This window comes from Agathobaculum massiliense, from assembly GCF_900291975.1.
In the GTDB taxonomy this organism is placed as follows: Bacteria; Bacillota; Clostridia; order Oscillospirales; family Butyricicoccaceae; genus Agathobaculum; species Agathobaculum ammoniilyticum.
Map to the genome: position 1 here is coordinate 2446406 of NZ_OMPN01000001.1, position 26196 is coordinate 2472601.

The window sequence follows — 26196 nt, forward strand, 5'->3', positions numbered from 1 at the left end:
CCAGCGGGAGGGGCCGCCCCCCTCCCGCTGGCTGTTATTCAAATTCCGTCGCAATGTATTTCCGGTCGCAGCAGTCCGGCGTGTAGACCCACTGGCTGATATGCCCGTCGGTGATGAAATACCGCGGCGGCGGGGGCGGCTCGCGGCAGGCGAGCACATCGATCACGGTCAGCTTGATCTTCATGCGCTGGGGCAGGATGGATTTGATATACACGGAAACCACCGTGCCTGCGGACAGGTCGCCGCGCGGCTCCGCCAGGCCGGAAAGGTTGGGCGCAAGCTCGATGAACACGCCGTAAGGTTCCACCGACCGCACCACGCCGCGTACGGTTTCGCCGGGGGAGAAAAGGGCGGCGTTCTGCTCCCAGGTGCCAAGCAGCTCCCGATGGGTAAGCGAAATGCGCCGCGCGTCGCGGTCAACCGCGCGCACGGCTGCATAGATGTGCTGTCCCACCCGCAACCGGTCGTGCGGATGGAAAATGCGGGAAACCGAAAGGTTCTCTATGCCGATCAGCGAGGCCACGCCGCAGCCGATATCCACGAACGCGCCGAACGGCTCCAGGTGGGTCACCCTGGCGGGGATCACGTCGCCCGGCCGGAGCGATGCGAGCAAATGGTCCTGCGCCCGCTGCTGGGCGATCGTGCGGGAAAGCCAGACGGTCGGCGGCGCGGTGCTTTCGTCCAGCTCCGTGATGACAAAACAGGTGGGCTTGCCGACGCGGGACAGGATGGCGATTTCCCTGGTGTCCCCCTCCGCAACGCCGAGCGCGCAGCATGAGCGCGGCATGATGCCCTGCGCGAAGCCAAAATCGAACAACAGGTCGTGCGCGGCGGTGCATCGCTGTGTGACCGCCTCCAGGATCATGCCCTCGTCCTGTGCGCGGCGCAGTCCGTCGACCGATTCAAACGCCTGCCGCACAGCGGGAAGTGCGGCGTAACTGCCCTCGGGCAGATAGGATTCGCTTGTTTTCATAAAAGCCGAGCCTCCTTTGGGGTCTGCCTTACTATATGAAAAAACGGCTGGGAATAGCACCGCGGATGTGGTATGATTATAAAGAGGAATCGATAAGCCGCCGCGGAGGGATAGCCCCGCGGCATATGGGAGGAGTGATTGCGTGGATGTACAGGTCAATGATGTCCTGACCATGAAGAAGCCGCATCCCTGCGGCTCCAAGCAATGGAGGGTACTGCGCACCGGCATGGATTTCAAGCTCAAATGCCTGGGCTGCGGGCATGAGGTCATGCTGCCGCGCAGCAAGGCGGAAAAAAATATACGTACCATAGAACGGGAGGGGACGATTGTATGCTGATCGATGGAAAACAGATGCATATTCAGATTCAAAAGGGGGATATCGGCCGGTATGTCATCCTGCCGGGCGACCCGGGTCGCTGCGGCAAGATCGCGCGCTACTTTGAGGAGCCGAAGCAGATCGCGCAGAACCGCGAATATACGTTGTGGACGGGCAGACTGGACGGCGTATCCGTCGCGGTATGCTCGACCGGCATCGGCGGCCCGTCCGCCGCGATCGCGCTGGAGGAGCTGGTCGAGTGCGGCGCGGACACGTTCATCCGCGTGGGGACATCGGGCGGCATCGTGGACGAGGTGTGCGGCGGCGATATCGTGATCGCAACCGCGGCCATCCGGCAGGAGGGAACGAGCCGCGAATACCTGCCCATCGAGTTCCCAGCGGCGGCGGATTTCTCGGTTGTTGCCGCACTGCGGGAGGCGGCGGTGCGGCTCGGCCTCACCCATCATATCGGCGTGATCCAGTCCAAGGACAGCTTTTACGGTGAGATACGGCCCGCGCAGCAGCCTGTTGCGGAGGAACTGCTCGCCAAATGGAAGGCGTGGAAGGCCGCAGGCGCGCTGACGAGCGAAATGGAGACCGCGGCGCTGTTCATTGTGGCGCAGGTGCTGCATGTGCGATGCGGCGCGGTACTCAACGTCCTGTGGAACGCGGATAACGACGAGGCGCCCAATATTCCGCCCGATGCGTCCGAGCGCGGTGTCCGTGCGGCGGTCGAGGCGCTGCGTATCCTCATTCGGGAGGACGGAGCGCAGGCATGAACAAGAAAAAAAACGATACGCGCGAGGCCGACCTGGGACGAGATCCGGTCGGCCCGCTGCTCGTCCGCCTGGCGCTGCCGACGATCTGCGCGCAGGTGGTCAACCTTTTGTATAATATCGTGGACCGCATCTACATCGGCCGCATACCGGACGAGGGGGCGCTCGCGCTGACCGGCATGGGCGTGACCTTTCCGGTTATCACACTGATTGCGGCGTTTGCGGCGCTGATCGGCATGGGCGGCGCGCCGCGCGCCTCCATTGCCATGGGTGCGGGCGAGCACGAAAAAGCCGAGCGCACGCTCGGCACCTGTACGGCCGCGCTGTGGGCGCTCGCGGTCGTGCTGACGGCGGTGTTCCTGCTGTTCCAGGAGCCGCTCCTTGTATTGTTCGGCGCGTCCGCAGACACGCTGCCCTATGCGATGCAGTATCTCAACATTTACGTTCTGGGTACCATCTTCGTCATGACCGCGCTGGGGCTGAACGGCTTTATCACCGCGCAGGGCAAATCCGGCGTGGCGATGAAGACGGTGCTGATCGGTGCGGTGCTCAACGTTGTGCTCGATCCGGTGTTCATTTTCCTGTTCGGCATGGGGGTGCGCGGCGCGGCGGTCGCGACCGTGATTTCGCAGGCGGTGTCCGCGCTGTGGGTAGTCCGGTTTTTGGTCGGCTCTTCCAGCGAGCTGCGGCTGAAAAAGGCCTTTTTCCGGCTGGACAGGCGCCTGCTCTGGCCCGCGGTCGCACTGGGCGCGTCGCCCTTTGTCATGCAGTCGACAGAAAGCCTGCTGACGGTGACGTTCAACGTCTCCCTGCAAAAGTACGGCGGCGACCTCGCGGTCGGCGCCATGACCATCCTCACCTCGGTCATGCAGATGATGCAGATGCCGCTGCTGGGGCTGATGCAGGGCGCGCAGCCCATACTGAGCTTCAATTACGGCGCGGGGAACAGTAAGCGGATGAAGGAGGTTATCCGGTACAGCGTGCTGATCGGCGCGGTGTTTGTGTGCTGCGTCTGGGTGGTGGTACAGCTTTCCCCGCGGACGGTGGTATACCTGTTCAACCACAAGCCGGAACTGGTCGAGATGACCGCGTGGGCGCTGCGGATTTATATGGCGGTGGGCTTTACTGCGGCGTTCCAGTGGGGGTTCCAGCAGTCGTTCGTCGCTCTGGGGGAGGCGAAAATATCCTTGTTCCTCGCGCTGGAGCGCAAGATCATCCTTCTGATCCCACTGATCCTGATTCTGCCGCGCTTCTTTGAGGATAAGCTGTTCGCGGTGTTCCTTGCGGAGCCGGTGGCGGATTTCCTTGCCGCGGCGACGACCACGGTCCTGTTTTTCTTCCGTTTCCGTCGGATTACGCGCAATATGCAGCAAAAAAGCGTGGAGCCATAGGCTCCACGCTTTTTATTCCGGTTCCAGCAGGCATACACAGTGCGCGGCGATGCCCTGCTCCGTTCCGGTAAAGCCAAGCCCTTCCTCGGTTGTGGCCTTGACCGAGATCCGGTCCGTTTCGCAGCCAATGGCCGCGGCTAGGTTTTCACGCATCTGTGGGATGTGCGGCGCGAGCCGCGGGGCCTGGGCGAGTACAGTCGCGTCCAGGTTGCCCAGCTGCCAGCCGCGCTCCCGCAGCAACGCGGCTACCTGACGCAGCAGCGCGAGGCTGTCCGCGCCCGCGTAACGCGGGTCGGTATCCGGAAAATGCCTGCCGATATCGCCGAGCGCGAGCGCGCCGAGCAGCGCGTCCATCACCGCGTGGGTGAGGACATCCGCATCCGAATGCCCCGCGAGTCCCGTCCTGTGCGGGATATCCACGCCGCCGATGATGCACCTGCGCCCCTGTTCCAGCCGGTGTACGTCGTAACCGTGCCCGATCCGCATGTTCAGATTTCCTCCTTTTGCAGCAACGCCTCGGCGACCGCGATATCCTCGGGCGTCGTGATCTTGATGTTTTCATAGCTTCCGTGGGTGGCGTATACGGGCTGGCCGAGCGCTTCGACTGCGGCGCAGTCGTCGGTATAGGCCTGTCCCTGACGCGCAGCCTCGTTCAGCGCGCGCAGAAGCAGCGGGCGCGCGAATACCTGCGGTGTCTGCACGGCCGCAAGGGTGTCGCGCGGCACGTCGGCCGCGATGACGCCGTTCTCGATGCGCTTGATGCTGTCCTTGACCGGAACGACCGGCGCGGCCGCGCCGTGCGCAGCGGCCGCATAGACCGCCTCGGAGATGACCGCCTCGGAGACGAGCGGCCGCGCGCCGTCATGCACGGCCACAAGCGCCGTATCCTCCGGCGCGGCGTTGACGCCGGCCAAGACGGAGGCGGTCCTGCTACCCCCGCCGCGCGTGACCGTGCGCAGCTTGGAGATGCCGAACGTCCGCGCAAGCTCGGTATAGGGGACGATATCCTGCTCGCGGCACACCAGCACGATATCGCGCACATCGGCGCATTTTTCAAACGCGGCCAGCGTATGCGCCAGCACGGGGACGTCCCCGAGCGGCAGCAGCAACTTGTTTTCCCCGCCCATACGGCGGGACGAGCCGGCGGCGACAATCACCGCGCAGACCGCGGCGGGTACGGCTTTTTTCTTCCGTTTTCCAAACATGGCATACGCTCCTTAAAAAAGGCTTTGCAGCAATGCAAAGCCTTTGCTCAGATACATAATCTTTGACGGATGAGGTTCCCAGCCTCCTCGGGGGAAATGCCGAGCGAAAAAGCCAGCTCGGAGGCCAGGATCTGCTTGGCGGAAGCGAGCATCTTCTTTTCCCCAGTGGACAGGCCGCGTTCGCGGTCCCGCTCCGCAAGGTTTTTGACAACCTGCGCGACCTCGAGCAGGTCGCCCGAACGGATATGCAGCATATTTTCCCGATAGCGCTGGTTCCAACCCTTATCCTCGCTGCGCGCAACGTCGTCCAGCTTGTGCAGGAAAGCCTCGGCCTGCGCTCTGGAGCATACCGGACGTATCCCGAGCTTTTCGCAGGAATCGACCGGAATAAAGAGCTGCGTGTCGCCGAACGCGGGGCGGAGCGCATAATACTGCGCGGGCGTACCGTCAATGGTGCGCTCGACAATATCTTCGATTACGCCTGCGCCGTGCAGAGGGTGTACGATCTGATCGCCGATGTGAAACATGTAGCCTCCGTTCCAGCAAACCTCTGATGGTATTTTTATCTTACACCTATTCGGTGGTTTTGGCAAGGTTTTTCATTGTTTGGGCGCTGATCAGTGCGCCGATGAGCAGCAGCCAGGCACCGCCGCCCTGCCGCCACAGCCAGCAGCCTGTGGTGAGAAGTCCGGCCATGACAGCCAGCGAAAGCGCGCCGCGCGCGAATGGGAACCGGCCGCCGGCGAGGTGGCAAAGCGCCATGCCGCCGTCGAGCGGCGGCATGGGGAGCAGGTTAAACGCGCCGAGCAACATGCTTGCGCCCGCAAGGCGGTAAAGCCCAAGCTCTCCGGCGAAGGCGGTAAGCGCAAAGCTGGCCGCCGGACCGGCAAGACAGACTGCGGCGCGAGCGCAGCGGCCCTCTGGCAGGGTGCAGCGAAGCACGGCGCCGCAGGCGGTAAGCGTCAGCCGAAGCACCCGACCGCCCGCAAGGGACAGCACCAGCACATGCCCCAGCTCGTGTATGGCCGCGGCAAGCAGGAACAGCGGCAGGGTATTGGTTTCGTCCACACACCAGAGCGCGGCCAGCAGCACGAGGAACCCGTCGCGGACCTCAAGCCTTTTCACTTAAAACTCGGTCAGGTAATCGGATGGGTCAAGGGCGGCGCCATCCTTCCACAGCTCAAGGTGCAGGTGCGGGCCGGTCGCGTTGCCGGTCTGGCCGACGCGTGCGATTTCCTCCCCGCAGCTTACCGAATCGCCCACCTTGGCCGAGATGCTGCTGCAGTGCGCGTAAAGCGTGGAAAAGCCGTCGTCGTGGTCTACAATTAGATAATTGCCGTAGCTCGACTCCCCGATCTCGCGCACCGTCCCATCCGCAAAGGCGCCGATCCGGACGCCTTCATCCGCTGCGATGTCCAAGCCGTAATGAAAGCCCGGCTGTCCTGTGGTCGGGCTGAGACGGCTGCCGAAGTCCGAAGTCAATGTGCCTTCGGCGGGCAGGATGTGTTCGAATTCCATCGGATAGACGGTCTGGTCGACCGTATCGGGGAACAACGTTTTTTCCCGCCCCAGGATGTCGTCCGCGCCGCCGGAGGATACGGCATAGTCTGGCTCCTTCTCCTGGCTGTCCGGCTGTGCGCCGAATACCTCGCTGACATCCTGCACCGTATCATCCCCGCCGAACACGGCAAGGATACGGTCCGCGCCCGGCAGTCCGGCCAGCGCCGTCGCCGCTTTTTCGCGCGCGGAAACGGCGAGGGGCGCGTCCGCATATTTGATGATTCCCGCGGCGAGAACGAGTACCACCACGAGCAGCAGCCCTTTTCCGCTGCCGGCGCGTTTGCGCGCCGGACGTCTTCCTGTCATGTTCGCCGCCTCCTTTCCTCTGATGAAAGGGTATGAGAAAGGGGACAGGAATATGACTGCGCGGCCATATGCTATACAAAGAAAGTCCGGCAGCGGAGGCGCGTACGCTGGACGCACCTCCGCTGCCGGAAGCTTGTAGATTGTGAAAGAAAGAGGATGGCTTACGGTTTGCTGCAGTCGAGCAGGATTTTCGGGTATTTGGATGTTTTGAATACCTCGAAGCTCTCCACCGCCTCGCTCAGCGGCATAATCTTGCCGATGATCTTGTCGGTCTGCATGCGCTCGATCATGTTGATGGAGCGGTTCATGATCGTGGTCGTGGTGAATACGGTCTGGATGCGGCCCTCCTTCATGTACAGGTCATGCAGGTTAAGCGGCATCTCGAATTTGGGCGGGAATACCGCGAAGTAAACCGCGGTCCCGCAGCGGGCCAGGATCTTGAGCGGCGTTTCGGAAGCCTTGGGGGAGCCCGACATCTCGAACACATAGTCGAAGCCCAGTCCGTCGGTGATTTCCATGGCGCGGGCGACCGCGTCCTCGTTAAAGGGATCGATCGCGTACTGCGCGCCCATGGAGAGCGCCAGCTCGCGTTTTTCGGGTACCGGATCGATGACTGTGATGCGAGCCGCACCCGAGAGCAGGATCTGGTTGAGCATGATTGAGCCGATGCCGCCGACGCCGGCGACGCATACGGTCGCGCCGTGGCGGATGGGGGCAAGGTCCATGGCGCGCAGACAGCAGTTGGTCGGCTCCACGATCGCGTAATCACGCAGCTCAACGTTGTCCGGCAGCTTGTAGATCGTTTTGACATCCGTGACGACATATTCCGCGAAAGCGCCGGTGGGTTTGGAATTGATGCAGTACTGCGTCATGCCCTTTTTGCACCATTCGCATTCGCCGCAGTGGGAAACGGGGAACATCGTAACCTTGTCGCCCACCTTATAGCCGGCGGCGGCAGCTTGCTCGCCCAGTTCGACGATCGTGCCGGAGGCCTCGTGTCCGAGCGGGGCGGGGGGCTTGCTGTTCATGACGCCCATCGTCACCTGATGCACGTCGGTCGCGCAAAGCGCGGCGTATGCGACCTTGACCTTGACCTCGTTGGGCTTGACCTGCGGGATTTCGACCTCGCGCAGTTCGATCTGGTCCCAATCCACCCACCAGAGCTGCTTCATTGTTGCCATGATATAGACACTCCTTTCAGAAAATCCGTGTGACAGGTACTCAGTTCGCCATACCGCGCTCACGCAGGTCGGCGACAATTTTATCATAAGTGGCCTTATCCAGCTTGTATGCGAACAGTGCAATCGCACATACGATCGAGCAGAGGCCGATGAACATATGCGAGCCGAAGTTCATGGCGAACAGCACGGTTGCATTCTGCTGCGCGCCCGCCACATAGCCCAGTGCGTCGAGTAGGGCCGCAGCGCCCGCGATCGAAACCGCCTGGCCGACCTTGAGCATGAAGTTAATGAATGTGGACAGGAAGCCGGCGCAGTAAACGCCGCACTTGTGGTAGGTATACTCGGCGGTGTCGGGCATCATGCCGAACACATTGCCCAGCATCATGCCGGAGCCGAGACCCACGCCGCCCATCATCACATAATAGATGATCTGGCCGCCCGAGGTGGTGATCGGCAGGAACTGCGAGATGATCGAGCAGATGGCGATCAGCGTAAAGGAAACGCCGCCCAGTGTCCCCTTGTTCTTGACGCGGGTGACAAGATAGCTGACTGAGAACGCGCCCACCATGCCCATGACCGACCATAGGGTCTGTGTGTTCGCATAGAGCAGCTCGTCGCCGGCGTTATAGGTGCAGAAGTACAGGCGGAACGTCATGCCGCCCTGGATGATGCCCCAGCCGAGGTAGGCGATGGCAAGCTGGATAACCGGCCAGTTGCCTTTGAGCACCTTGAACTGCTTGATAAAGGAAACCTTTTCGGTCTTGGTGTCGTCGATTGTGACGACCTCCTTGGAGGAAGCGACCGTGATAATAAAGAATGGTACTGCGAGCAGGGAGAACACAATCGCCGCGTTGCGGTAACCGGTCGCGCCGCCGCCCATCGCGTTGACGACGCGGAGCGTCGCATAGGACAGTACGGTCATGGCGAGGAACGCGCCGGTCATGCGGTAGCTGGAAAGCGCGCTGCGCGTTTCGGTATCGCGGGTCATCATGGCGGGCATCGCGGAGTAAGTAACATTCACCATCGTATAGACCAGTACGAGGATGAAGTACATGCCGAGACCCCACCAAGTACGGGCGGTTTCCGACCATTCCAGATTGGTGGTGAACGTCAGCACGTTGAAAATCAGCATTGGGATAAAGGAGAACATGACCCAGGGACGGTACCGCCCCCAGCGGGTGCGCGTGTGGTCAGCCAGCGAGCCGACGATGGGGTCGTTGACCGCGTCCCAGAACTTCGAAATGAAAATCAGCAAACCGACCGTCGTTGCGTTAATCAGCGCAATATCGGTCAGGAAGAACACCAGGTAGGAGCCGACCAACGTCCAGCTCATATTGCAGGCAAAGTCGCCGCAGGCGTAGCCTATTTTGCGAGGGATATTCAGCTTGGTATACTCATTCACTGCGGCAGCGGATGAGGTTGCGGTCGTTTGTGTGCTCATGAAAAATCCCCTTTCTTATCTCCGTGTTGTTGGATAAACAGCCTGCCCCTGCGGAAACGGATTCCGGCCGGCTCCGCAGGAACAGGATGCGCCGAGGGACAGGGTTACTTCGCGGCCGAGCGGATATAGGCGGCGATGTCTTCCGCGGCGTAGCCGTATTTGCGGCGCAGCTCCTCCCCGCTGCCGAAGCCCGCGTAGACCTGCGGGATGCCGAACCGGCGGAACGACTTGGGCTGGATGTGGTTGTCCGTGAAGAAGTCGGACAGCGTGCTGGCCAGGCCGCCGCTCATCAGATGGTCCTCCCAGACGACTAGGTTGCCCGTCTCCTCAACCGCCTTGCGGACGGCCGCCTCGTCGAAGGGCTTGATGGAATACATGTCGATCACGCGGACGTCGATCCCCTCTTTCGCAAGCTCCTCCGCCACATCAAGCGCTTCGCCTACCATTTCGCCATGCGCAAGGATGGTGAAATCCTTGCCGTCGCGCGCGGTCACGCTGCCGCCGATCTTGTATTCAATCGTACCCGGCTCATAAAGCTGACGGTCCTTCTTGCCCTGCGCCAGACGGATGTACATTGGGCCGGCATAGTCCATGGACAGGTGCAGGATGTCGCGGATCATGTTCGGGTCGCCGATGGACAGCACAGTCATGTTGACCATGCTCTTGAGGATCGCGATATCCTCCATCGCGTTGTGGGTCGAGCCGCCACCCGAGGTCAGGCCGCCGCCCGTACCGATGATGCGGACCGGCAGGTTCTGATAGCAGACCGCGGTGCGGACCTGCTCGCATGAGCGCATGGACAGGAACGGGAGCATGCCCATGATGACCGGAATGTTGCCCTCGAGCGCAAGGCCGGCCGCAACGCCCACGCAGTTCTGCTCCGCGATGCCGACGTCGATATACCGGTCTGGATAATGCTCGCGGAAACGCTTGAGGTTCATGCCGACATCGGGCGTGCAGACGAACAGCTTTTCATTGGTTTTGCCGATCTCATCCAGGGTGTCCCCGATCACGCTGCGCGCGGAAATCCATTCTCCAAAGTTAAATGAGCCAGCCATCTTTATGCCTCCTTACCGTAGTTCTTTGCCAGATCCTTGAGCGCCTGGTCCCAGTCTTCCTTGTTCAGGCTGCCGGCATGCCAGCCGATCACCTTTTCCATGAAGTCCACGCCCTTGCCCTTGGTGGTGTGCGCCACAATCGCCGTCGGACGCAGGGAGGTCACGGGCGGAAGGCTGTCCAGCGCGTCGACGATGGCGTTCATGTCGTGTCCATCAATCTCGATCACGTTCCAGCCGAACGCTTTCCATTTGTCGGCATACGGCTCCATGCAGGTGATTTCCTCGGTATAGCTGCACATCATCTGCTTGTTGCGGTCAATGACCGCGACAAGGTTGCCCAGCTCGTAGGAGCGCGCCGACATCGCGGCCTCCCAGACCGAGCCCTCGCAACTCTCGCCATCCCCCAGCATGCAGACGACGCGGTGGCTTTCCTTTTTGACCTTGGCGGAGATGGCCATGCCGACCGCCATGGATAGGCCCTGTCCCAGCGAGCCGGAGGAGCATTCCACGCCCGGCAGATGTACCTTGCAGGGGTGCATGCCGTAGGCGCTGTCCATCTGGCCATAGGTGCGCACGATCTCGTCATAATCGAAAAAGCCGCGCAGCGCCATCGCGATATACATGCACACCGCGCCATGCCCCTTGGAAAGGACGAAGCGGTCGCGCCTCGGATTTTTGATGTCGGTCGGGTCAACGTTCAGCCCGTGGTGGAACAGACCGATCAGCAGGTCGGTCATCGACAGGTCGCCGCCAATATGTACGGCACCCTCGTATACGCCGCATAGATTGATCAGCTTTGTGCGCATTTCATACGCCAAGTCGTTTAAGCGCTTTACTTCCTGTTTGTCTGCCATCACAATACCTCCTTGAATGTTGAATACGCGCAGGGGAAGTGTGAACTTTTTCACAATTATATTGACAGAAAAATAACGATATGGTTGAGTTATCGTATTTTGCGACTGCGTTTTGTGAAAAATGACAATGCGGATTCGACGCTCCCCTTGTGTATAAGTATCATACGACGGTTTTTAGTGTCTGTCGTCTGGTTTTACGGACATGAAATTGCATTTTGTGTCCAAAATAAGCGGTATAGAGTTGGAATATTGTGAAATGTTTACAAAAAAACGGGTGTGCTTTTTGCACATATCGGATTTTGCGCTCCTGTCCTGAGAAGGCGAGAAAAAACGGCCGGAGGACGAGGCCTCCGGCCGTTTTCAGGAAAAATTACTCGAGGTCGGGATTGCACTTGATAAGGATTTTGGGGTATTTTCCGGTCAGCTGCGCATCAAACGCGGCCACGCCGTCATCCAGGTCGAACACCGTTTCAGTCAGGCACTTGAGGTTGAGGCGCGGCAGGAGCTGCAGCGCGCGCGGATACGCATAGGGGGCGACCATTACGCCGGTCACCGTTATCTCCTTGAAGTAGCAGTATTTCGAGATGTTGAAGGGCAGTTCGTACTCGTTCGGATACTGGGCGCCGTAGATCAGCATGCCGCAGTTGGCGGTGATATCAGGCAGCGAGGTGACCGCGCGCACCGAGCCGGAGCAGTCCAGAACAACGTCATAGCCCAGGCCGCCCGTCAGTTCCATCGCGGCCTGCACAACATCCTGGGAAGCGGGGTCGATCAAATGGTCCGCGCCAAGCTCGGAAGCCAGCGCGCGCCGGTCCGCGATCGGCTCGATCATGGTCAGGTCGGTCGCGCCGTACAGCTTGAAGGTCTGCAGGGCCAGCAGGCCGATCGGGCCGCCGCCACAGACACAGACGCGCATGCCGACCTTCATCTGCGCCTTGTCCATCATGCGCACGATGATCGACATGGGTTCGAGCAGGCAGCCTTCTTTCAGGCTGACCGAATCAGGCAGCTTGTAGACCTGGTCCTCGTGCCAGATCAGTTCGGGCGCGTAGCCGGGGCGGTTGTACTGCTGCGCGTTGACGCAGAACTGCTGCTGTCCGTTCTGGCAATAATAGCACCCGCCGCAGAACCGCAGGAAATTGCCCGCCACGCGGTCGCCGACCTTCAGGCCCTTGTGGTTGGCCTCCGGCCCTAATTCAACGACGACGCCGGAAATCTCGTGGCCGAGCGGGATCGGCTCGGTGGAGCCTTTCGGCTGGCCGAAACAGCCGGCAACACAGTGCGGGTCCGAGCCGCAGATCGCGCAATACGCGACCTTAATCCGGACATCCTGCGGTCCCATGGCAGGGAATGGGATATCCACCAGGGCTACCTTGCCGCGTGTTTCTGGGTTGGGATCTTTCATGTCGCCAACCAATACGCCGCATAATGTCTTCATCACAAACTGCCTCCTTTGCCTTATGTAAAGTATAGAATTCCGAACGCTGTACACAGCGCTATATTAATCAATACCAAGCATTTCAGTCAAAGTCAATTTATATTTCAGACATTTTCGCGGGAAACATGTCCCTTTTGGGGAATAGAAAATTTCGCGTTTTTTTCTATAGCAAACGCCCCTGACAAGTGTGGTATCCCATGTTATAATGAAAAAAACAGGAGAAACGGGTGTGTTATATGACGACGCGATACCGGAAGATGGTGGATGAGCTGGCTGACCAGTTGGAGCCTGGCGAGCAGGTGGAGGATGTGGCTTTGTTCAATTCCATCCCGACCATGTGCGGCTATTTTGCATTCGCCGCGGTTTCGTTTGCTGCGGGGCGGCTGTTTTCCGGCTATCACGCGGCGGTCCTGCTGTCGAGCGTGCTTTCCATGTGGATGATGGCGAGCGCAGCACATACCCTGTATCTGACGCAGAATTCGTGCGTTCTGGTCACCGACCGGCGCACGTTCGGCCATGTGGGCGAAAAGCGCTTCAGCCTGCCGCATGCCCAGCTCAAAAAAATGCTGCTCAGCCGCGTGCTGTTCCTGGATGGAGGGGACGCCCGTTCCAGCGTCCTGCTGCGCCATGTGTCCAACCGGCGTGAGCTGCATGCCGCTATTGCAAAGCACAGCGAAATCCTGTAAAATAAAATCACTATGCAAAAATAACAAATAACCTGTGTTTTTTGCATTATGAGAATGAGGGCTGATAACAGGAGAGAAAAAGGAGGAAAGATCGCTTTGCTGGCAGAGTACCGCAATCAACAGATATATCATAATCATATTACGACTATTCCTTTCGGCGCTTTTGATTTTGTTCTTTACTATGCGGAGCAGATGAGCCAGATCATACCGGTATTTGAACATCAGCACGACCTGTATGAGATTTTCTACGGCATAGAAGGGGAAGCCAATGTGGTTTGCGGACAGGACAGCCTGCCATTATATGAAAACAGCATGGTGCTGCTGGGCAAGAACCATCTGCACCGGCTGCGCTATATGCCGGAAAAGCCCGCGGTGTATTTCACAATGATCTTTGATATTATTCCGAAAAGCGGCAATTCGTCGATCGACGCGGAGCTTGAGTATCGGGAAATCGCCAAAGCGTTGGATAAAGCGGATACCAATAAATATATTTACCTGCCGCGCGCGGTTTCGCAGCAGGCGCTTCTTGCGGATATACACAAGCAGATACAGGACAGGAAGATCGGATGGGCCAGCCAGATCGGCATTTTATATTACCTGTTCGTCCTCAACCTGTTGCGGCAGACGACTTCGGTGGTTTCGGACGTGAAAACGCCGCTCGGCTATAAGAATATCGCGCTGGAAGCATCGAAGTACATACACTCCAATTATGCGGATGAGCTGACGATAGACATGGTAGCCCAGCAGTTAAACGTGACGCCGCGCCACGTCAACCGCCTGTTTCAGGAAATGTTCGGCCGCTCGTTTGCGCATACGGTCAGCGTGATCCGCATGGAATATGCGAAAAAGTACCTGCGGACGACAAACGATTCGCTGGAGCGAATCGCGATGCATGTCGGCCTGCCATCCGGCAAGGTGCTGATCCGGCTGTTCCATGAGCAGGAAGGGATGTCGCCGGGGGATTATCGGGCAAAATTCCATTAAAACAGAAAGCGGCCGCCCGCTGTTTCCTTGTCTTGTGCGGAAACGGCGGGCGGCGTTGTGTCATGGAGGGCTTCAGCGCAGTAGCGGCAGGTTGCCGGTCAGCCGGCCGACCAGCTTTTTCGCGCCGCAGATGCCGATGCCGAAATAGGACAGCTCCTCCTCGGGGGTAGCCGCGGCCTTACGGGTGAACTCGCTGTAGGTTCCGCAGCCTTGTGCGAGGTCGGAGAAATCCACGGCGGTCAAGCCGGCGAAGCACGGCTCGTACAGTTTCCGGCGAAGCGCGCGTAGCGTCTGCCGGTCTGCCCGCAGGATGGGTACGGGGAGGGCGGTGATGCCGAGGTGGGCGCGGCCGCTTTTGTCGCGAACATCCGGTCCCACCGCTTGCGGCAGATGCTTGCCCAGCGTGATGCCGAGTATGGCTGCCGTATTGGCGATCAGGCCCAGCGGCAGCGTCCCGTCGATCACCAGCACACATTTTTCTGTTTGCGTATCCATGATTACCGCTCCTTCTGCATATCGTTTCCGGTAAAGATTTTTTGGTATTGCCCGGGCGTAAGCCCGATGAACTCCTTAAAATAGTGCGTGAAATGGCTCTGGTCGGCGTAGCCGGTCAGACACGCGGCGTCGGCCGGAGGAACGCCCTGCTCGAGCAGCTCCTTGGCGCGGCTGAGCCGGATATTCTGCAGATACCGGTAGGGAGAAACGCCAACCTGCCGCGCGAACAGGCGCAGTAGGTAGGATTTGCCGAAATCTGTCATGGAAACCAGGCTGTCGAGCGTGATGCTGTCCGCGTAATGCTGCTCCATATAGGCGCAGAGCATCTGGATCTGGCTGTTCTGCGCGGGCGGCGGCTCCACTCCGGCTGGCGGCAGGGTGCAGCCGGACAGAAGCGGTTCGAGGAGATAATAGAACGCCTCCTGCTTTTCCAGCGCGGGCGCATCGCGCACAAGCGCGTCGTACAGGGCACGGAGGGCGTGCATGAGCTCGCTCTGCGGCAAAAGGTTGCGCGTGAAACGGGGCGGCTGCTCCCTGCCGGTGATCTCCCTTGCGGCACGGCACATAACGTCGGGTGGGATGTTGACCGCGCGGTAGTCCAGCGGTTCGCCGCTTACAGGGGCGCAGCAGTGGCAGTCGTGCGGATTGAAAAGCACAAGGTCGCCGGCCGATATATCGTATTCCTGTCCCCCGCACCACAGATGGCGCCCGCCGCTTTCGATGAAGCCGATGACATAATACTCGTGGAAGTGGTTGGGGAATTTCTGCACGACGCCCTGCAGGTGATAAGCTTCTATGCCGAGCACCTGGTCGTAGCAGACGGTACGGGATTCATCCGGCATGACGCGGCCTCCTTTCATAGTCTGCAGACAGTATAGCATACCGCGCGCCAAAATTCTTGCAGTATATTACACTCCGCCAAGCAAAGCGCGCCGCTGCTTGCAGCGGCGCGCTGTATTATTGCAGATAATTGGTGATGCCCAGTCGGTTGCCGAACGGGTCCTCAAATTCAGCGGTCCAGCCGGTCCGCATATGGAACGGTTCGGAAAGGAATGCGATGCCGTCCGCGCGCATCCGACGGTACTGTGCCTTGACATCGCTGACTTCAAACCAGGTCACGGGCTTCTGGACTGGGAAGCGGCACTTGTCCTTGAGGATAATGGCCGGCTCCTCCTGCCCGACACGGTAGGCGGACATCCCGCTGTCGGAAAAGTCGAATTTCAGATCCAACCCGAGCGCGCCGCCGTAAAACCGTTTCGCCGCGTCCAGATCATCGACGGGCAGGAAAAAGTTGTCATAGCCTTTCACTACTCCGTTTCCCCTTTCCAGCGCGTAAGAGTGGGGAAATATTCCCGCATCTGCTCTCTCGCGCGCTCGCGGTCGGTGTACAGCTCGGGTGCGCAGTTGAGGTTGTGCTTTATCTGCTCTTCCATGGTTGCGTCGTAGGTGAACGCGCCGTTCTGGTAGCAGTAGGTGCAGTAGGTGCGGCTTTGCGTGCCATCCGCTTCGGTGCCACGGTCGGCGGGCCTGGCCATCGGCATGCCGCAGGACTGGCAGATGTCCGCCAGACCGACGTAAATATCGATATCCGCCTGCCCGTCCTCGTAATTGCGGTATTCCTCAAAGTCCACGCCGTAGGCGCGCGGCAGGGGCAGGGACCAGATTTCGCCCCATGCCTGCATCGGCATCGCGCGGATATCGCCGTGAAAATGGAATTTAGCGTATTCGCCCGCCGGTATCTCGATTGGTACGCACCCCGCGAGGCAAGCTTCACTTTCGCAGGCCACGACCGCGTCGTAGCTCTCGTCGTCCCAGCCGTAATTGGTATATAGACCGTAGCAGGGCGCGCCTTCCCGTCCGGCCATCAGGCCGGCGCGCATGAACTGCTCCCACAGGCCGCTGATCTTCTGCGCGCAGGCGGGATCGGCGTTCCCTGTGCGGCATTTCAGCCCAACCAGCGTTCGGGCGGGCAGGGATACGGTTTCATATTGCAGCATAGCGTTCATCCTTTCGGTTTTGATGGCTCCATTGTAGCATCGGATACCGGACAGGGCGCGTCCGCATTTGGATAAAGCGCGGCGATTTTTTTTGCTTCCGCCGCGATGTGGCGGCGCAGTGCGGGCGGGGACAGGATTTCGGCATGCGAGCCATAGGACAGCAGATAACCGGCACCCCAGGCACCTACCGGCCATTCGGTCCGCACCAGCAGGGATCCGTCCGGCTGCGGGGAGATGCAGGCGCGTTCAAATTCATCATATACGCGGAATGCCACGGCGGGGGAAAAGCGGACGGCGATGCGGGTGGTCGGCACGGATACAGCCTGATTCCCGTCCAGCGGGGGCGGGTCTCCGTGCGGCGCGAAGCGCTCGTCCAGCAGTGCGATACGCTCCATGCGCGACAGCTTGAAGGTGCGGAAAGAGCGTCGATCCCGACACCATGCCTGTAGGTACCACGAAATTCCCTTGAACCGCAGCTTGACCGGTTCCACGGTGCGCCGCGCCGCAGCACCATTTTGCCCGTAATAGTCAAAGGCCAGCACCCGACGCTCCAGGATAGACGACTTGAGCAGCTCGAACAGCGCGCGCCGCTCGCCGGAGTCGCCCCAATCGGAGAAATCCGCGTCGATCCAGCTCACGGCCTCGCGCCGGAACAGGGCGGACAGGCGAGTGAGCAGAGCGCCATCCTGCACGGCTCCGGTGGCGCGAAGGGTTTGCAGGGCGTACAGGATTTCGTCCTGCTCGCGCGCGGACAGCAGGGATTTGGACAGCACGAAGCCGTCCATCAGGCGCACGCCGCCCCGCCGCCCGCGCGCCGCGTAAACCGGCACGCCCGCCGCGGAGAGCGCGTCAATATCGCGGCGGATGGTGCGCTCAGATACCTCCAACTGGCAGGCAAGATCAGGTATGGTCGCGCCACCGCGCTCCAAAAGGATATATAAGATCTCAAACAAGCGTCCGCTTTGCATGGCTTCACCCCTCACCAGTAGTATAGCACAAAAAGCGGACAAAGTATGGCCGGTTTTTGGAAAGAACACGTGGACAGGCTGGCAAAGAGAAAAAAGGCTTCGGAACGATGTTCCGAAGCCTTTTCTGTTCAGTTGGCAGAAGAAAGAGGAGATTTAGCAAACGCCCTGAGCGAGCATGGCGTCCGCGATCTTCTCAAAGCCGCCGATGTTCGCACCCATGACAAGGTTGTCCTTGTGGCCGTACTTTTCAGCGGACTGAATGCAGGTCTTGAAAATGTTGACCATAATATCGTGCAGACGCTGATCAACCTCCTCGAAGGTCCAGGACAGGCGCAGCGAGTTCTGGCTCATCTCCAGGCCGGAGGTGGCGACGCCGCCTGCGTTGGCCGCCTTGGCAGGACCGAAGAAGACGCCGTTTGCCAGGAACGCCTCCACAGCCTCCGGCGTGGACGGCATGTTCGCGCCCTCGGCCACGAATTTGCAGCCGTTCGCAATCAGGGCCTTGGCGTCGTCGCCGCTGATCTCATTCTGGGTTGCGCAGGGCAGCGCGACGTCGCACTTGACGCTCCACGGGCGCTGGCCCTCGGTGTAGGTGCTGCCCGGCACGCGGTCCGCGTATTCCTTGATGCGACCGCGCTTGACCTCCTTGATGTCCTTGACGACATCGAGGTTAATGCCGTTGGGGTCGTAGATGAAGCCATTGGAATCCGACACGGTAACGACCTTGGCGCCCAGCTCGGTCGCCTTCTGGCAGGCGTAGATCGCCACGTTGCCCGAGCCGGAGATGGCGACCGTCTTGCCCTCAAACGAGGTACCCTTGTAAGCGAGCATTTCCTTCATATAGTAGCACAGACCGTAGCCGGTCGCCTCGGTGCGCGCGAGCGAGCCGCCGTAGGACAGGCCCTTGCCGGTGAGTACGCCGGTGAACTCGTTGCGCAGGCGCTTGTACTGGCCGTACATAAAGCCGATCTCGCGGCCGCCGACGCCGATATCGCCCGCCGGTACGTCGGTGAACTGGCCGATGTGCTTGGACAGCTCGGTGATGAAGGACTGGCAGAAACGCATGACTTCCGCATCGGACTTGCCCTTGGGATCGAAGTCCGAGCCGCCCTTACCGCCGCCCATGGGCAGGCCGGTCAGGCTATTCTTGAAGCACTGCTCAAAGCCGAGGAACTTGATGACCGACGCGTTGACAGACGGATGGAAGCGCAGACCGCCCTTGTAGGGGCCGATTGCGGAGTTGAACTGCACGCGGAAGCCGCGGTTGACCTGAACCTTGCCCTCGTCATCCACCCACGGAACACGGAACATTACCATGCGCTCCGGCTCGACGATACGGTCGATGATGCCGTTCTTCTCCAACTCCGGACGCGCCTCTACGACCGGCTCGAAGCTTTCGAGTACTTCAAGAACCGCCTGCTGAAATTCCGGCTCGTTCGGGTTGCGCTTCTGCATGGTTTCGTATACGCGCTTGAGGTAAGTGTTGGTAAGTGCCATTTGATTTGTCCTCCTTACATTTCTGCCGCAGCCTCTTTCCAATAATCAGGGAAAAGTGCGGAATAACTTACATACATGCTGTAGTGTGTAATTATTATATAGTATTTTGCGAATGTGTGCAACAATTTAGCGTGTTAAAAATATACATTTTTTACTTGTGGAATGGGGATGGAAATTGTCAGATTTACCTGATATAATGAAGCGCGAGGGGGTGCGACTTGCAAAATGAACAGTTTTGACAAAATTTATGCGGTCGTCCGGCGCATCCCGCGCGGCACGGTCGCGACTTACGGCCAGATTGCGCTGCTGGCGGGCAATCCGCGCTGGGCGCGGGTGGTCGGCTATGCGCTGCACGCGAATCCGGATCCGGAAGGAATACCATGCTACCGCGTGGTGACCAAAGAGGGCCGTACCTCTCCAGCTTTTGCATTCGGCGGCGCGGATATACAGCGCGCAATGCTGGAGGCGGACGGGATAGAGTTTACCGCCGACGGGCGGGTGGATATGGAGCGGTTCCGCTGGGAGGGAGCTTGACGATGATCGATCTGGAAAAGCTGGCGGCGCTGGCAGTCGCCTATGATGCGGGGGACGCGCGTCGGGTGCAGCATTTTATGAAAGTATATGCGTTCTGCCGCCTGTTAGGACGAAGCGAGGGCCTGGGGGAGGAAGAACAGAATATTCTGGAGGCTGCGGCTCTCCTGCATGATATCGGCATTCACGAAGCGGAGCGCAAGCACGGCTCTTCCGGCGGGAAGTGGCAGGAGCTGGAGGGGCCGGCGGTCGCCGCGCCGCTGCTCGCGCAGGCCGGCGCTTCGGCGGCGCAGGCGGAGAAAATTGCTTGGCTGATCGCGCATCATCACAGTTTCGACGCTTCGGAGGATCTTGCCTTCCGCATCCTGCTTGAGGCGGATTTTCTGGTCAACGCATATGAAAGCGCCCTGCCGCCGGAGGCCTGTGGAACGGCGGGGGAACGGGTGTTCCGTACAGAGACTGGCCGTTCATTTTTACAGAAAATGTATCTAGAAAAGCCGTATAAGCCGTAAAAGTGCATAAATTACAGAGAAGAAAGGGCGTTCCGTTTGGCAGAGGGAACGCCCTTTTTGAACTTTTTGTGAAATCTGTTGACAACACAACGAATCGGTGTATACTGTGTTAGTAAGCTAACAGTAAGGAGGCTAACAATTGATGCAGGAGCAAACGATCTGCGGCGAGCTCGGCATGCTGAACAATCTGTTCAAGCGGCAGATGGCGTGCCAATCGGGCGAGGAATTCAGCAAGGTGACCGGTATGCAGGGGATGATTATTCATTACCTGCTGGTTGCAGACGGCGACCGCTTCCAAAAGGATGTGGAGACTCAGTTCCGCTTCCGGCGTTCGACTGCGACCGGCATTTTGCAGCTCATGGAGCAGCACGGGCTGCTGCGGCGCGAGCCGGTGCCGCAGGACGGGCGGCTCAAACGGCTGGTGCTGACTGACAAAGCGTTGGCGCTCGATGCGCGGATCAAAAAGAAGTTCCGCGACACAGAGACGCTGATGCGTGCCGGCATCAGCGAGGAGGACATGGACGCCTGGTTCCGCGTGTGCGGCAGGATCCGCGCGAATCTGGAAAACTATCAACGCAGGGCTTCGGAGGGACAAGAATGATAAAGAGGCTGTTACAAAGCGTGCGCGAGTTCAAAAAGGATGCGCTGCTCACGCCGTTTTTTGTGGTGCTCGAGGTTGTGATGGAGGTCGTTATCCCCGCAGTAATGGCGCTTCTGATTGATAAGGGCATTGATGCGCAAAATATGGGAGAGATCTGGAAATACGGAGCCATCCTCGTGGCGTGCGCGGCGCTGGCGCTGGTGTTCGGCGCGGCGGCAGGCACCTATGCGGCGCGCGCCTCCACCGGCTTCGCCCGCAACCTGCGGCACGACATGTATTATGCGGTGCAGGATTTTTCCTTTTCCAACATCGATAAGTTTTCGACCGGCTCGATCGTCACCCGCTTGACGACCGACGTGACCAATGTGCAGAACTCGTTCCAGATGTGTACGCGCATCGCGGTGCGCTGTCCGGTCATGCTGGTGTTCGCGCTGATCATGGCGTTTCAGATCAACGGCGAGCTGGCGCTGATTTTCCTGGGCGTGCTTCCTGTTTTGGCGGTGGGCATGGGCCTGCTGATGAAGTTTGTCGGGCCGATCTTCGAGCGTGTGTTCAAGATCTACGACCAGATGAACACGGTCGTGCAGGAAAACGTGCGCGGCATCCGTGTGGTCAAGGCCTATGTGCGTGAGGAATATGAAACCGAAAAGTTTCAAAACGTTTCCGGACGGCTTTACAAGGCGTTTTCCAAGGCGCAGAAGATTATGGCGGGCGTTTCGCCGCTCATGCAGTTCTGCATGTATGCCTGCATGCTGCTGATTTCCTGGTTCGGCGCGCGGCTGATCGTCGGCGGCAGCATGACGACCGGCGAGCTGACCAGCCTGTTTTCCTACGCGATGCAGATATTGATGAGCCTGATGATGGTCGCGATGGTATTCGTCATGATTACCATGTCTAAGGCGAGCGCGGAGCGCATCGTCGAAGTGCTGGAGGAGCAGCCTGACCTCCATAATCCGGCGCAGCCGGTGACCGAGGTAAAAAACGGGGATATCGATTTCGATAACGTCAATTTCAGCTACAAGGGCGATGCGCGTAAGCTTGCCCTGCGCGGCGTGGACCTCCACATCAAGGCGGGGCAGACCATCGGAGTCCTGGGCGGCACCGGCTCGGCCAAGTCTACGCTGGTACAGCTGATCCCGCGCCTGTACGATGTCACGACCGGCTCGGTTAAGGTGGGCGGCGTGGATGTGCGCGATTATGACATTGAAGCGCTGCGCGAGCAGGTCGCCATGGTGCTGCAGAAGAATGTGCTGTTCTCTGGCACGATCAAGGAGAACCTGCGCTGGGGCAACGAGCACGCGAGCGACGAGGAGCTTGAGCACGTGTGCCGCCTGGCGCAGGCGGATGAATTCATCCAGCAGATGCCGGGGAAATACGATACCTATATCGAGCAGGGTGGCACCAACGTATCTGGCGGCCAGAAGCAGCGTCTGTGCATTGCCCGCGCGCTGCTGAAAAAGCCCAAGGTACTCATTCTGGACGACTCGACCAGCGCGGTCGACACCAAGACCGACGCGCTGATCCGCAAGGCGTTCGCGGAGGAGCTCCCGGGTACGACCAAGCTGATTATCGCGCAGCGCGTCTCGTCCGTGCAGGACGCGGACCAGATCGTCATTCTGGACGGCGGCGCGATCCAGGCGGTCGGCACGCATGAGGAGCTGCTCGCGGGCAACCCGATTTACCAGGAGATCTATAAGCAGCAAATGAACAAAGGGGGCGAGGAATAATGGCAAGACCCGCAATGGGCGGCCCTGGCCGCCGGGGACAGATGGCCGGCGGTAAACGCAGCAAAAATCCGAAAAAGACGCTGGGCCGGCTGCTACACTATATCAGGGATGGCTACGCGGTTCAGTTCGGCGTGGTTCTGGTGTGCATTCTGATCTCCGCAGTTGTGAACGTAGCGGGTTCGATGTTCCTGCGCGTGCTGATCGACGATTATATCGCGCCGCTGCTGCTGGAAGCCGCGCCCGTATTCACCGGCCTGATACATGCCATCCTGCTGATGGGCCTGATCTATCTGACAGGCATTGTTTCCACCTTCCTGTATAACTGGCTGATGGTGGCCATTTCGCAGGGCATTTTGAAAAAGGTGCGCGACGAGATGTTCGGGCGTATGCAGACCCTGCCCATCCGCTATTTTGACACCCATACCCACGGCGACCTGATGAGCCATTTTACCAATGATACAGACACGCTGCAGCAGATGCTCAGCCAGTCCGTCCCGCAGATGTTCTCCTCCATAATGACGATCATCGCGGTGTTTATCGCCATGCTGGCGACCAATGTGTGGCTGACGTTGTTCGTGCTGGCAGGCGTCGCCGTGATGCTGGTGGTGGTCAAGCGGATCGGCGGGCAGTCGGCAAAATACTTTTTGGAGCAGCAGACCTCGCTTGGCAAGGTTAACGGCTATATCGAGGAAATGATCAACGGGCAGAAGGTTGTCAAGGTGTTCTGCCATGAGGATAAGTGCAAGGAGCAGTTCGACGCGCTCAACGATGAGCTGCGGGAAAATGCGAAGAACGCGAACACCTTTGCCAACATCCTCATGCCGATCATGATGAACATTGGCAACCTGCTGTATGTGCTGGTGGCCGTGGTCGGCGGCACGCTGGCGCTGTCCGGTGTGGTTGGAAGCAGCATCACCATCGGCGTGATCGCCAGCTTCCTGCAGCTGACCAAATCGTTTACCCAGCCGGTTACACAGATTTCGCAGCAGTTCAACTCCATTGTCATGGCGCTGGCCGGCGCAGAGCGTATTTTCGAGCTGATGGATGAGGCGCCGGAAACGGACGACGGATATGTCACCCTGGTCAACGCCAAGTACGATAAAAACGGCGAACTGGTGGAAACGCCGGAAAAAACCAACATTTGGGCGTGGAAGCATCCGCATGAGGACGGTACGACCACCTACCAGCAGGTACGGGGCGACGTTCGGTTTTTCGACGTGGATTTCGGCTATAATCCGGAGAAGATCGTGCTGCATGATATCACGCTGTACGCCGAGCCGGGGCAGAAGGTTGCTTTTGTCGGCGCGACCGGCGCGGGTAAGACCACGATTACCAACCTGATCAACCGCTTTTACGATCTGGCGGACGGCAAGATCCGGTACGATGGAATCAACATCAACAAAATCAAAAAGGCGGACCTGCGCCGCTCGCTTGGCATCGTTCTGCAGGACACTAACCTGTTTACCGGTACGATCCGCGACAACATCCGGTACGGCAATCTGGAGGCGACCGACCAGGAGATCGAAGCCGCGGCGCAGCTTGCGGGCGCGGACGACTTCATCCGTCGTCTGCCGGACGGCTATGATACGGTGATTGACGGGGACGGAGGCAGCCTGTCACAGGGTCAGCGCCAGCTTTTGTCCATTGCGCGCGCGGCGGTGGCTGATCCGCCGGTTATGATCCTGGACGAAGCGACCAGCAGCATCGATACCCGCACCGAGTCCATCGTGCAGGCGGGTATGGACGGCCTGATGTACGGCCGCACCGTGTTTGTGATCGCACACCGCCTGTCGACTGTGCAGAACGCGGACGTGATTATGGTGCTTGAGCTAGGCCATATCATCGAGCGCGGCAACCATGCGCAGCTGATTGCCGAGCGTGGAAAGTATTACCAGCTCTATACCGGCGCGTTCGAGCTGGAATAAACGGCGGCCCTGTTCCAGGGCGGCGGAGGGAGCGTCCGCCGGAGCCGGGCACCTTGGCAGGCAGGCCGCATTCGCGGCCTGCCTTTTTCTCTGCACTCGGGCAAAAGGGGGCCGAACATGAAGAAAGGGCTGCGCCACTGAAATCGGTTGCATGATTCCTTGCACCGCGGACAAATGTTTTTCGGAAGAAAGCACAAATTTTGCAATTCTTACGAAAAGATAATAGGTAGTTTGCCCGAAATTGCTCAAAAGGCGAAAAAAAGTCTGCCAAATCGTAGAAAGAGTAGTATAATAAGAAAAAATAATCCAAGCGCCCGAATGATTTCACATCGGAAAGGGCGAGGGATTAGGTTTGTAAAGGAGAAGATAACCATGAAGAAAAGTCTGAGCATGCTTCTGGTCGGCTCGATGCTGGTAACAGCGCTGGCGGGCTGCGGCGGCAATACCGATACGCAGGGCGCGGGCGACGGGCAGGATAACACGGATGCTGCAGCAACCGCGTTTTTGATCGGCGGCACCGCGCCGCTGACCGGAGAAGCGGCGATTTACGGCAACGCGGTCAAGAACGGCGCCGAGCTTGCGGCGGAGGAGATCAACGCGGAAGGCGGGGATATTCAGATCAAGGTCATTTTCGAGGATGATGAACACAACACGGAAAAGGCTGTCAGTGCGTACAACGCGCTCAAGGACGAGGGCATCCAGCTTTCCCTCGGCGCGGTAACCTCCAAGCCGGGCGAAGCGATCGCGCCGCTGCACGAGGAGGATCACATTTTCGCGCTGACCCCGTCGGCTTCCTCTCCGGCCAATATAGAGGGCAACGACGTTGTGTTCCAGATGTGTTTCTCCGACCCGAATCAGGGCATGGCTTCCGCGGAGTATATCGCGGATCAGCAGCTCGGCACCAAGATTGGCGTTATTTATAAGAGCGACGACGTGTATTCCACCGGTATTCTGGAGCAGTTCAAGGCTGAAGCAGAGTCAAAGGGCCTTGAGATAGTGACCGAACAGGCGTTTACGACGGAGACGCAGAACGACTTTTCGGTGCAGTTGAACGCGTGCAAGAGCGCCGGCGCTGACCTGCTGTTCCTGCCGATTTATTACACCCCGGCGTCCCTGATCCTGACCCAGGCGAACGCGATGGGCTATACGCCCAAGTTCTTTGGCGTGGACGGTATGGATGGCATCCTGACTGTCGAGAATTTCGATACCACGCTGGCAGAGGGCGTTATGCTGCTGACCCCGTTCAATGCGGATGCGACCGATGAAAAGACCGTAAACTTCGTGACCAAGTATAAGGAAAAGTACGGCGAGACCCCGAACCAGTTCGCGGCTGACGCATATGACTGCATCTACGCTTACAAGCAGGCGCTTGAGGAAGCGGAATGCACGCCGGATATGTCTGCTTCCGACCTTTGCGACAAGATGATCGAGACGTTCCCGACCATCACGTTCGAGGGCCTGACCGGCGACGGCGCGGGTATCACCTGGGATTCCAACGGTGCGGTATCCAAGAGCCCGAAGGGCATGATTATTGAAAACGGCGCGTATGTAGGCATGTAAAAGCCTTCGGCGCGTTCGGGTAACGGACCGCTGAAAACAGTTGAACGAAAGAACGAAGGAGGGCGCTGCAGCAGAACGCTACGGCCCTCCTTTGCGTCTATTCCACGGTATTCACCGCGTTATGGGGTGGGGCGACGGCTCGACGCCGCTTGCCGAGCCCTTGCCCCAACCCACAAGCAAAAAGAGAAATAAAAGAGATTTGAGGTGTTCCGAA

At 59.2% G+C, this 26196-nt stretch carries 28 protein-coding genes; 11 read left to right on the top strand and 17 right to left on the bottom strand.

All coding sequences use genetic code 11. The annotated features are described in order from the left end of the window. Window positions 1-34: 34 nt before the first annotated feature. Entirely contained in the window at window positions 35-973 is a 939-nt protein-coding gene (locus DBQ51_RS12445) for a S1 RNA-binding domain-containing protein (RefSeq protein ID WP_054326405.1), read from the bottom strand. Between the two features lie 142 nt (window positions 974-1115). Here DBQ51_RS12445 and DBQ51_RS12450 point away from each other — a divergent pair, with 142 nt between their 5' ends. Genes DBQ51_RS12450 through DBQ51_RS12460 form a run of 3 tightly spaced genes read left to right on the top strand, consistent with a single transcriptional unit; the run spans window position 1116 to window position 3456 of the window. Continuing rightward, complete coding sequence (locus tag DBQ51_RS12450) at window positions 1116-1310, top strand: DUF951 domain-containing protein (protein ID WP_107631704.1); 195 nt, start codon at window positions 1116-1118, stop codon at window positions 1308-1310. After that, window positions 1304-2068 carry a uridine phosphorylase gene (gene udp / locus DBQ51_RS12455; protein ID WP_054326406.1) on the top strand — a complete coding sequence of 255 codons (765 nt, stop codon included), beginning with the start codon at window positions 1304-1306 and terminating at the stop codon, window positions 2066-2068. The genes DBQ51_RS12450 and udp overlap by 7 nt, the downstream gene beginning before the upstream one ends. Continuing rightward, window positions 2065-3456, top strand: coding sequence for an MATE family efflux transporter (locus DBQ51_RS12460; protein ID WP_107631705.1), 1392 nt, complete (start codon window positions 2065-2067; stop codon window positions 3454-3456). The genes udp and DBQ51_RS12460 overlap by 4 nt, the downstream gene beginning before the upstream one ends. A gap of 12 nt (window positions 3457-3468) precedes the next feature. On the opposite strand, the gene ispF is transcribed toward DBQ51_RS12460, so the two are convergent. From ispF to DBQ51_RS12510, 10 genes are all read right to left on the bottom strand, one after another. Further along, window positions 3469-3942 carry a 2-C-methyl-D-erythritol 2,4-cyclodiphosphate synthase gene (gene ispF / locus DBQ51_RS12465; protein ID WP_054326407.1) on the bottom strand — a complete coding sequence of 158 codons (474 nt, stop codon included), beginning with the start codon at window positions 3940-3942 and terminating at the stop codon, window positions 3469-3471. 2 nt (window positions 3943-3944) lie between these two features. Beyond that, window positions 3945-4661, bottom strand: a complete 717-nt coding sequence (ispD, locus tag DBQ51_RS12470) for a 2-C-methyl-D-erythritol 4-phosphate cytidylyltransferase (RefSeq protein WP_054326408.1) — start codon at window positions 4659-4661, stop codon at window positions 3945-3947. Window positions 4662-4708: 47 nt separating this feature from the next. Next, entirely contained in the window at window positions 4709-5188 is a 480-nt protein-coding gene (locus DBQ51_RS12475) for a CarD family transcriptional regulator (RefSeq protein ID WP_054326409.1), read from the bottom strand. Between the two features lie 46 nt (window positions 5189-5234). Continuing rightward, window positions 5235-5786, bottom strand: coding sequence for a zinc metalloprotease (locus tag DBQ51_RS12480; protein WP_107631706.1), 552 nt, complete (start codon window positions 5784-5786; stop codon window positions 5235-5237). Then, window positions 5787-6527, bottom strand: coding sequence for a M23 family metallopeptidase (locus DBQ51_RS12485; protein WP_107631707.1), 741 nt, complete (start codon window positions 6525-6527; stop codon window positions 5787-5789). Between the two features lie 161 nt (window positions 6528-6688). Further along, on the bottom strand, window positions 6689-7708 hold the full coding sequence (locus DBQ51_RS12490; protein ID WP_159068179.1) for a zinc-dependent alcohol dehydrogenase: 1020 nt from the start codon (window positions 7706-7708) through the stop codon (window positions 6689-6691). A 40-nt stretch (window positions 7709-7748) separates the two neighbouring features. Next, window positions 7749-9149, bottom strand: a complete 1401-nt coding sequence (locus DBQ51_RS12495; protein ID WP_054326414.1) for an MFS transporter — start codon at window positions 9147-9149, stop codon at window positions 7749-7751. Window positions 9150-9253: 104 nt separating this feature from the next. Continuing rightward, window positions 9254-10207, bottom strand: a complete 954-nt coding sequence (locus DBQ51_RS12500) for a transketolase family protein (protein WP_107631709.1) — start codon at window positions 10205-10207, stop codon at window positions 9254-9256. A 2-nt stretch (window positions 10208-10209) separates the two neighbouring features. Further along, the gene (locus tag DBQ51_RS12505) at window positions 10210-11061 is read right to left on the bottom strand and encodes a transketolase (RefSeq protein WP_054326416.1); all 852 of its coding nucleotides are present in this window, start codon (window positions 11059-11061) and stop codon (window positions 10210-10212) included. A gap of 370 nt (window positions 11062-11431) precedes the next feature. Next, window positions 11432-12499, bottom strand: a complete 1068-nt coding sequence (locus DBQ51_RS12510) for a zinc-dependent alcohol dehydrogenase (protein WP_054326417.1) — start codon at window positions 12497-12499, stop codon at window positions 11432-11434. A 236-nt stretch (window positions 12500-12735) separates the two neighbouring features. Between DBQ51_RS12510 and DBQ51_RS12515 the strand changes: the two genes are divergently transcribed. Both DBQ51_RS12515 and DBQ51_RS12520 read left to right on the top strand, forming a co-directional pair. Then, entirely contained in the window at window positions 12736-13185 is a 450-nt protein-coding gene (locus DBQ51_RS12515; protein WP_107631710.1) for a hypothetical protein, read from the top strand. A 96-nt stretch (window positions 13186-13281) separates the two neighbouring features. Further along, complete coding sequence (locus DBQ51_RS12520; RefSeq protein ID WP_054326419.1) at window positions 13282-14169, top strand: AraC family transcriptional regulator; 888 nt, start codon at window positions 13282-13284, stop codon at window positions 14167-14169. 72 nt (window positions 14170-14241) lie between these two features. On the opposite strand, the gene DBQ51_RS12525 is transcribed toward DBQ51_RS12520, so the two are convergent. The 6 genes from DBQ51_RS12525 to gdhA all read right to left on the bottom strand — a co-directional run bounded on the left by DBQ51_RS12525 (window position 14242) and on the right by gdhA (window position 19126). After that, complete coding sequence (locus tag DBQ51_RS12525) at window positions 14242-14664, bottom strand: DUF2000 domain-containing protein (protein WP_107631711.1); 423 nt, start codon at window positions 14662-14664, stop codon at window positions 14242-14244. 2 nt (window positions 14665-14666) lie between these two features. After that, a complete protein-coding gene (locus tag DBQ51_RS12530) occupies window positions 14667-15506 on the bottom strand; it encodes an AraC family ligand binding domain-containing protein (RefSeq protein WP_107631712.1) in 840 nt (279 codons plus the stop codon). 115 nt (window positions 15507-15621) lie between these two features. Continuing rightward, window positions 15622-15972 (bottom strand): VOC family protein, encoded by a 351-nt coding sequence (locus DBQ51_RS12535; protein WP_054326421.1) that lies wholly within the window; start codon window positions 15970-15972, stop codon window positions 15622-15624. Next, on the bottom strand, window positions 15972-16661 hold the full coding sequence (locus tag DBQ51_RS17240; protein WP_242977931.1) for a zinc ribbon domain-containing protein: 690 nt from the start codon (window positions 16659-16661) through the stop codon (window positions 15972-15974). Before DBQ51_RS17240 ends, DBQ51_RS12535 begins: the two co-directional genes overlap by 1 nt. A 5-nt stretch (window positions 16662-16666) precedes the next feature. After that, window positions 16667-17629: a helix-turn-helix transcriptional regulator gene (locus DBQ51_RS12545; protein WP_054326423.1), complete on the bottom strand. Its 963-nt coding sequence runs from the start codon at window positions 17627-17629 to the stop codon at window positions 16667-16669. Between the two features lie 153 nt (window positions 17630-17782). Beyond that, entirely contained in the window at window positions 17783-19126 is a 1344-nt protein-coding gene (gene gdhA, locus DBQ51_RS12550; RefSeq protein WP_107631713.1) for an NADP-specific glutamate dehydrogenase, read from the bottom strand. A 225-nt stretch (window positions 19127-19351) separates the two neighbouring features. Between gdhA and DBQ51_RS12555 the strand changes: the two genes are divergently transcribed. The 6 genes from DBQ51_RS12555 (at window position 19352) to DBQ51_RS12580 (ending at window position 25982) form a co-directional block, all read left to right on the top strand. Continuing rightward, complete coding sequence (locus DBQ51_RS12555) at window positions 19352-19660, top strand: MGMT family protein (protein WP_054326425.1); 309 nt, start codon at window positions 19352-19354, stop codon at window positions 19658-19660. A 2-nt stretch (window positions 19661-19662) separates the two neighbouring features. Further along, window positions 19663-20169: an HD domain-containing protein gene (locus tag DBQ51_RS12560; RefSeq protein ID WP_054326426.1), complete on the top strand. Its 507-nt coding sequence runs from the start codon at window positions 19663-19665 to the stop codon at window positions 20167-20169. 142 nt (window positions 20170-20311) lie between these two features. Further along, a complete protein-coding gene (locus DBQ51_RS12565; protein ID WP_054326427.1) occupies window positions 20312-20770 on the top strand; it encodes a MarR family winged helix-turn-helix transcriptional regulator in 459 nt (152 codons plus the stop codon). Next, entirely contained in the window at window positions 20767-22497 is a 1731-nt protein-coding gene (locus tag DBQ51_RS12570) for an ABC transporter ATP-binding protein (protein WP_054326428.1), read from the top strand. Before DBQ51_RS12565 ends, DBQ51_RS12570 begins: the two co-directional genes overlap by 4 nt. Further along, window positions 22497-24422 carry an ABC transporter ATP-binding protein gene (locus tag DBQ51_RS12575; protein ID WP_082396845.1) on the top strand — a complete coding sequence of 642 codons (1926 nt, stop codon included), beginning with the start codon at window positions 22497-22499 and terminating at the stop codon, window positions 24420-24422. The genes DBQ51_RS12570 and DBQ51_RS12575 overlap by 1 nt, the downstream gene beginning before the upstream one ends. Window positions 24423-24794: 372 nt before the next feature. Continuing rightward, window positions 24795-25982: an ABC transporter substrate-binding protein gene (locus DBQ51_RS12580; RefSeq protein ID WP_054326429.1), complete on the top strand. Its 1188-nt coding sequence runs from the start codon at window positions 24795-24797 to the stop codon at window positions 25980-25982. The last annotated feature ends 214 nt before the right edge of the window (window positions 25983-26196 follow it).

What these genes read in the sequence shown, in the direction of transcription:
- DBQ51_RS12445 (WP_054326405.1), bottom strand. Translation starts at nt 973, where the DNA reads ATGAAAACAAGCGAATCCTATCTGCCCGAGGGCAGTTACGCCGCACTT.
- udp (WP_054326406.1), top strand. Translation starts at nt 1,304, where the DNA reads ATGCTGATCGATGGAAAACAGATGCATATTCAGATTCAAAAGGGGGAT.
- DBQ51_RS12460 (WP_107631705.1), top strand. Translation starts at nt 2,065, where the DNA reads ATGAACAAGAAAAAAAACGATACGCGCGAGGCCGACCTGGGACGAGAT.
- ispF (WP_054326407.1), bottom strand. Translation starts at nt 3,942, where the DNA reads ATGCGGATCGGGCACGGTTACGACGTACACCGGCTGGAACAGGGGCGC.
- ispD (WP_054326408.1), bottom strand. Translation starts at nt 4,661, where the DNA reads ATGTTTGGAAAACGGAAGAAAAAAGCCGTACCCGCCGCGGTCTGCGCG.
- DBQ51_RS12475 (WP_054326409.1), bottom strand. Translation starts at nt 5,188, where the DNA reads ATGTTTCACATCGGCGATCAGATCGTACACCCTCTGCACGGCGCAGGC.
- DBQ51_RS12485 (WP_107631707.1), bottom strand. Translation starts at nt 6,527, where the DNA reads ATGACAGGAAGACGTCCGGCGCGCAAACGCGCCGGCAGCGGAAAAGGG.
- DBQ51_RS12490 (WP_159068179.1), bottom strand. Translation starts at nt 7,708, where the DNA reads ATGGCAACAATGAAGCAGCTCTGGTGGGTGGATTGGGACCAGATCGAA.
- DBQ51_RS12495 (WP_054326414.1), bottom strand. Translation starts at nt 9,149, where the DNA reads ATGAGCACACAAACGACCGCAACCTCATCCGCTGCCGCAGTGAATGAG.
- DBQ51_RS12500 (WP_107631709.1), bottom strand. Translation starts at nt 10,207, where the DNA reads ATGGCTGGCTCATTTAACTTTGGAGAATGGATTTCCGCGCGCAGCGTG.
- DBQ51_RS12505 (WP_054326416.1), bottom strand. Translation starts at nt 11,061, where the DNA reads ATGGCAGACAAACAGGAAGTAAAGCGCTTAAACGACTTGGCGTATGAA.
- DBQ51_RS12510 (WP_054326417.1), bottom strand. Translation starts at nt 12,499, where the DNA reads ATGAAGACATTATGCGGCGTATTGGTTGGCGACATGAAAGATCCCAAC.
- DBQ51_RS12515 (WP_107631710.1), top strand. Translation starts at nt 12,736, where the DNA reads ATGACGACGCGATACCGGAAGATGGTGGATGAGCTGGCTGACCAGTTG.
- DBQ51_RS12525 (WP_107631711.1), bottom strand. Translation starts at nt 14,664, where the DNA reads ATGGATACGCAAACAGAAAAATGTGTGCTGGTGATCGACGGGACGCTG.
- DBQ51_RS12530 (WP_107631712.1), bottom strand. Translation starts at nt 15,506, where the DNA reads ATGCCGGATGAATCCCGTACCGTCTGCTACGACCAGGTGCTCGGCATA.
- DBQ51_RS17240 (WP_242977931.1), bottom strand. Translation starts at nt 16,661, where the DNA reads ATGCTGCAATATGAAACCGTATCCCTGCCCGCCCGAACGCTGGTTGGG.
- DBQ51_RS12545 (WP_054326423.1), bottom strand. Translation starts at nt 17,629, where the DNA reads ATGCAAAGCGGACGCTTGTTTGAGATCTTATATATCCTTTTGGAGCGC.
- gdhA (WP_107631713.1), bottom strand. Translation starts at nt 19,126, where the DNA reads ATGGCACTTACCAACACTTACCTCAAGCGCGTATACGAAACCATGCAG.
- DBQ51_RS12555 (WP_054326425.1), top strand. Translation starts at nt 19,352, where the DNA reads ATGAACAGTTTTGACAAAATTTATGCGGTCGTCCGGCGCATCCCGCGC.
- DBQ51_RS12560 (WP_054326426.1), top strand. Translation starts at nt 19,663, where the DNA reads ATGATCGATCTGGAAAAGCTGGCGGCGCTGGCAGTCGCCTATGATGCG.
- DBQ51_RS12565 (WP_054326427.1), top strand. Translation starts at nt 20,312, where the DNA reads ATGCAGGAGCAAACGATCTGCGGCGAGCTCGGCATGCTGAACAATCTG.
- DBQ51_RS12570 (WP_054326428.1), top strand. Translation starts at nt 20,767, where the DNA reads ATGATAAAGAGGCTGTTACAAAGCGTGCGCGAGTTCAAAAAGGATGCG.
- DBQ51_RS12575 (WP_082396845.1), top strand. Translation starts at nt 22,497, where the DNA reads ATGGCAAGACCCGCAATGGGCGGCCCTGGCCGCCGGGGACAGATGGCC.
- DBQ51_RS12580 (WP_054326429.1), top strand. Translation starts at nt 24,795, where the DNA reads ATGAAGAAAAGTCTGAGCATGCTTCTGGTCGGCTCGATGCTGGTAACA.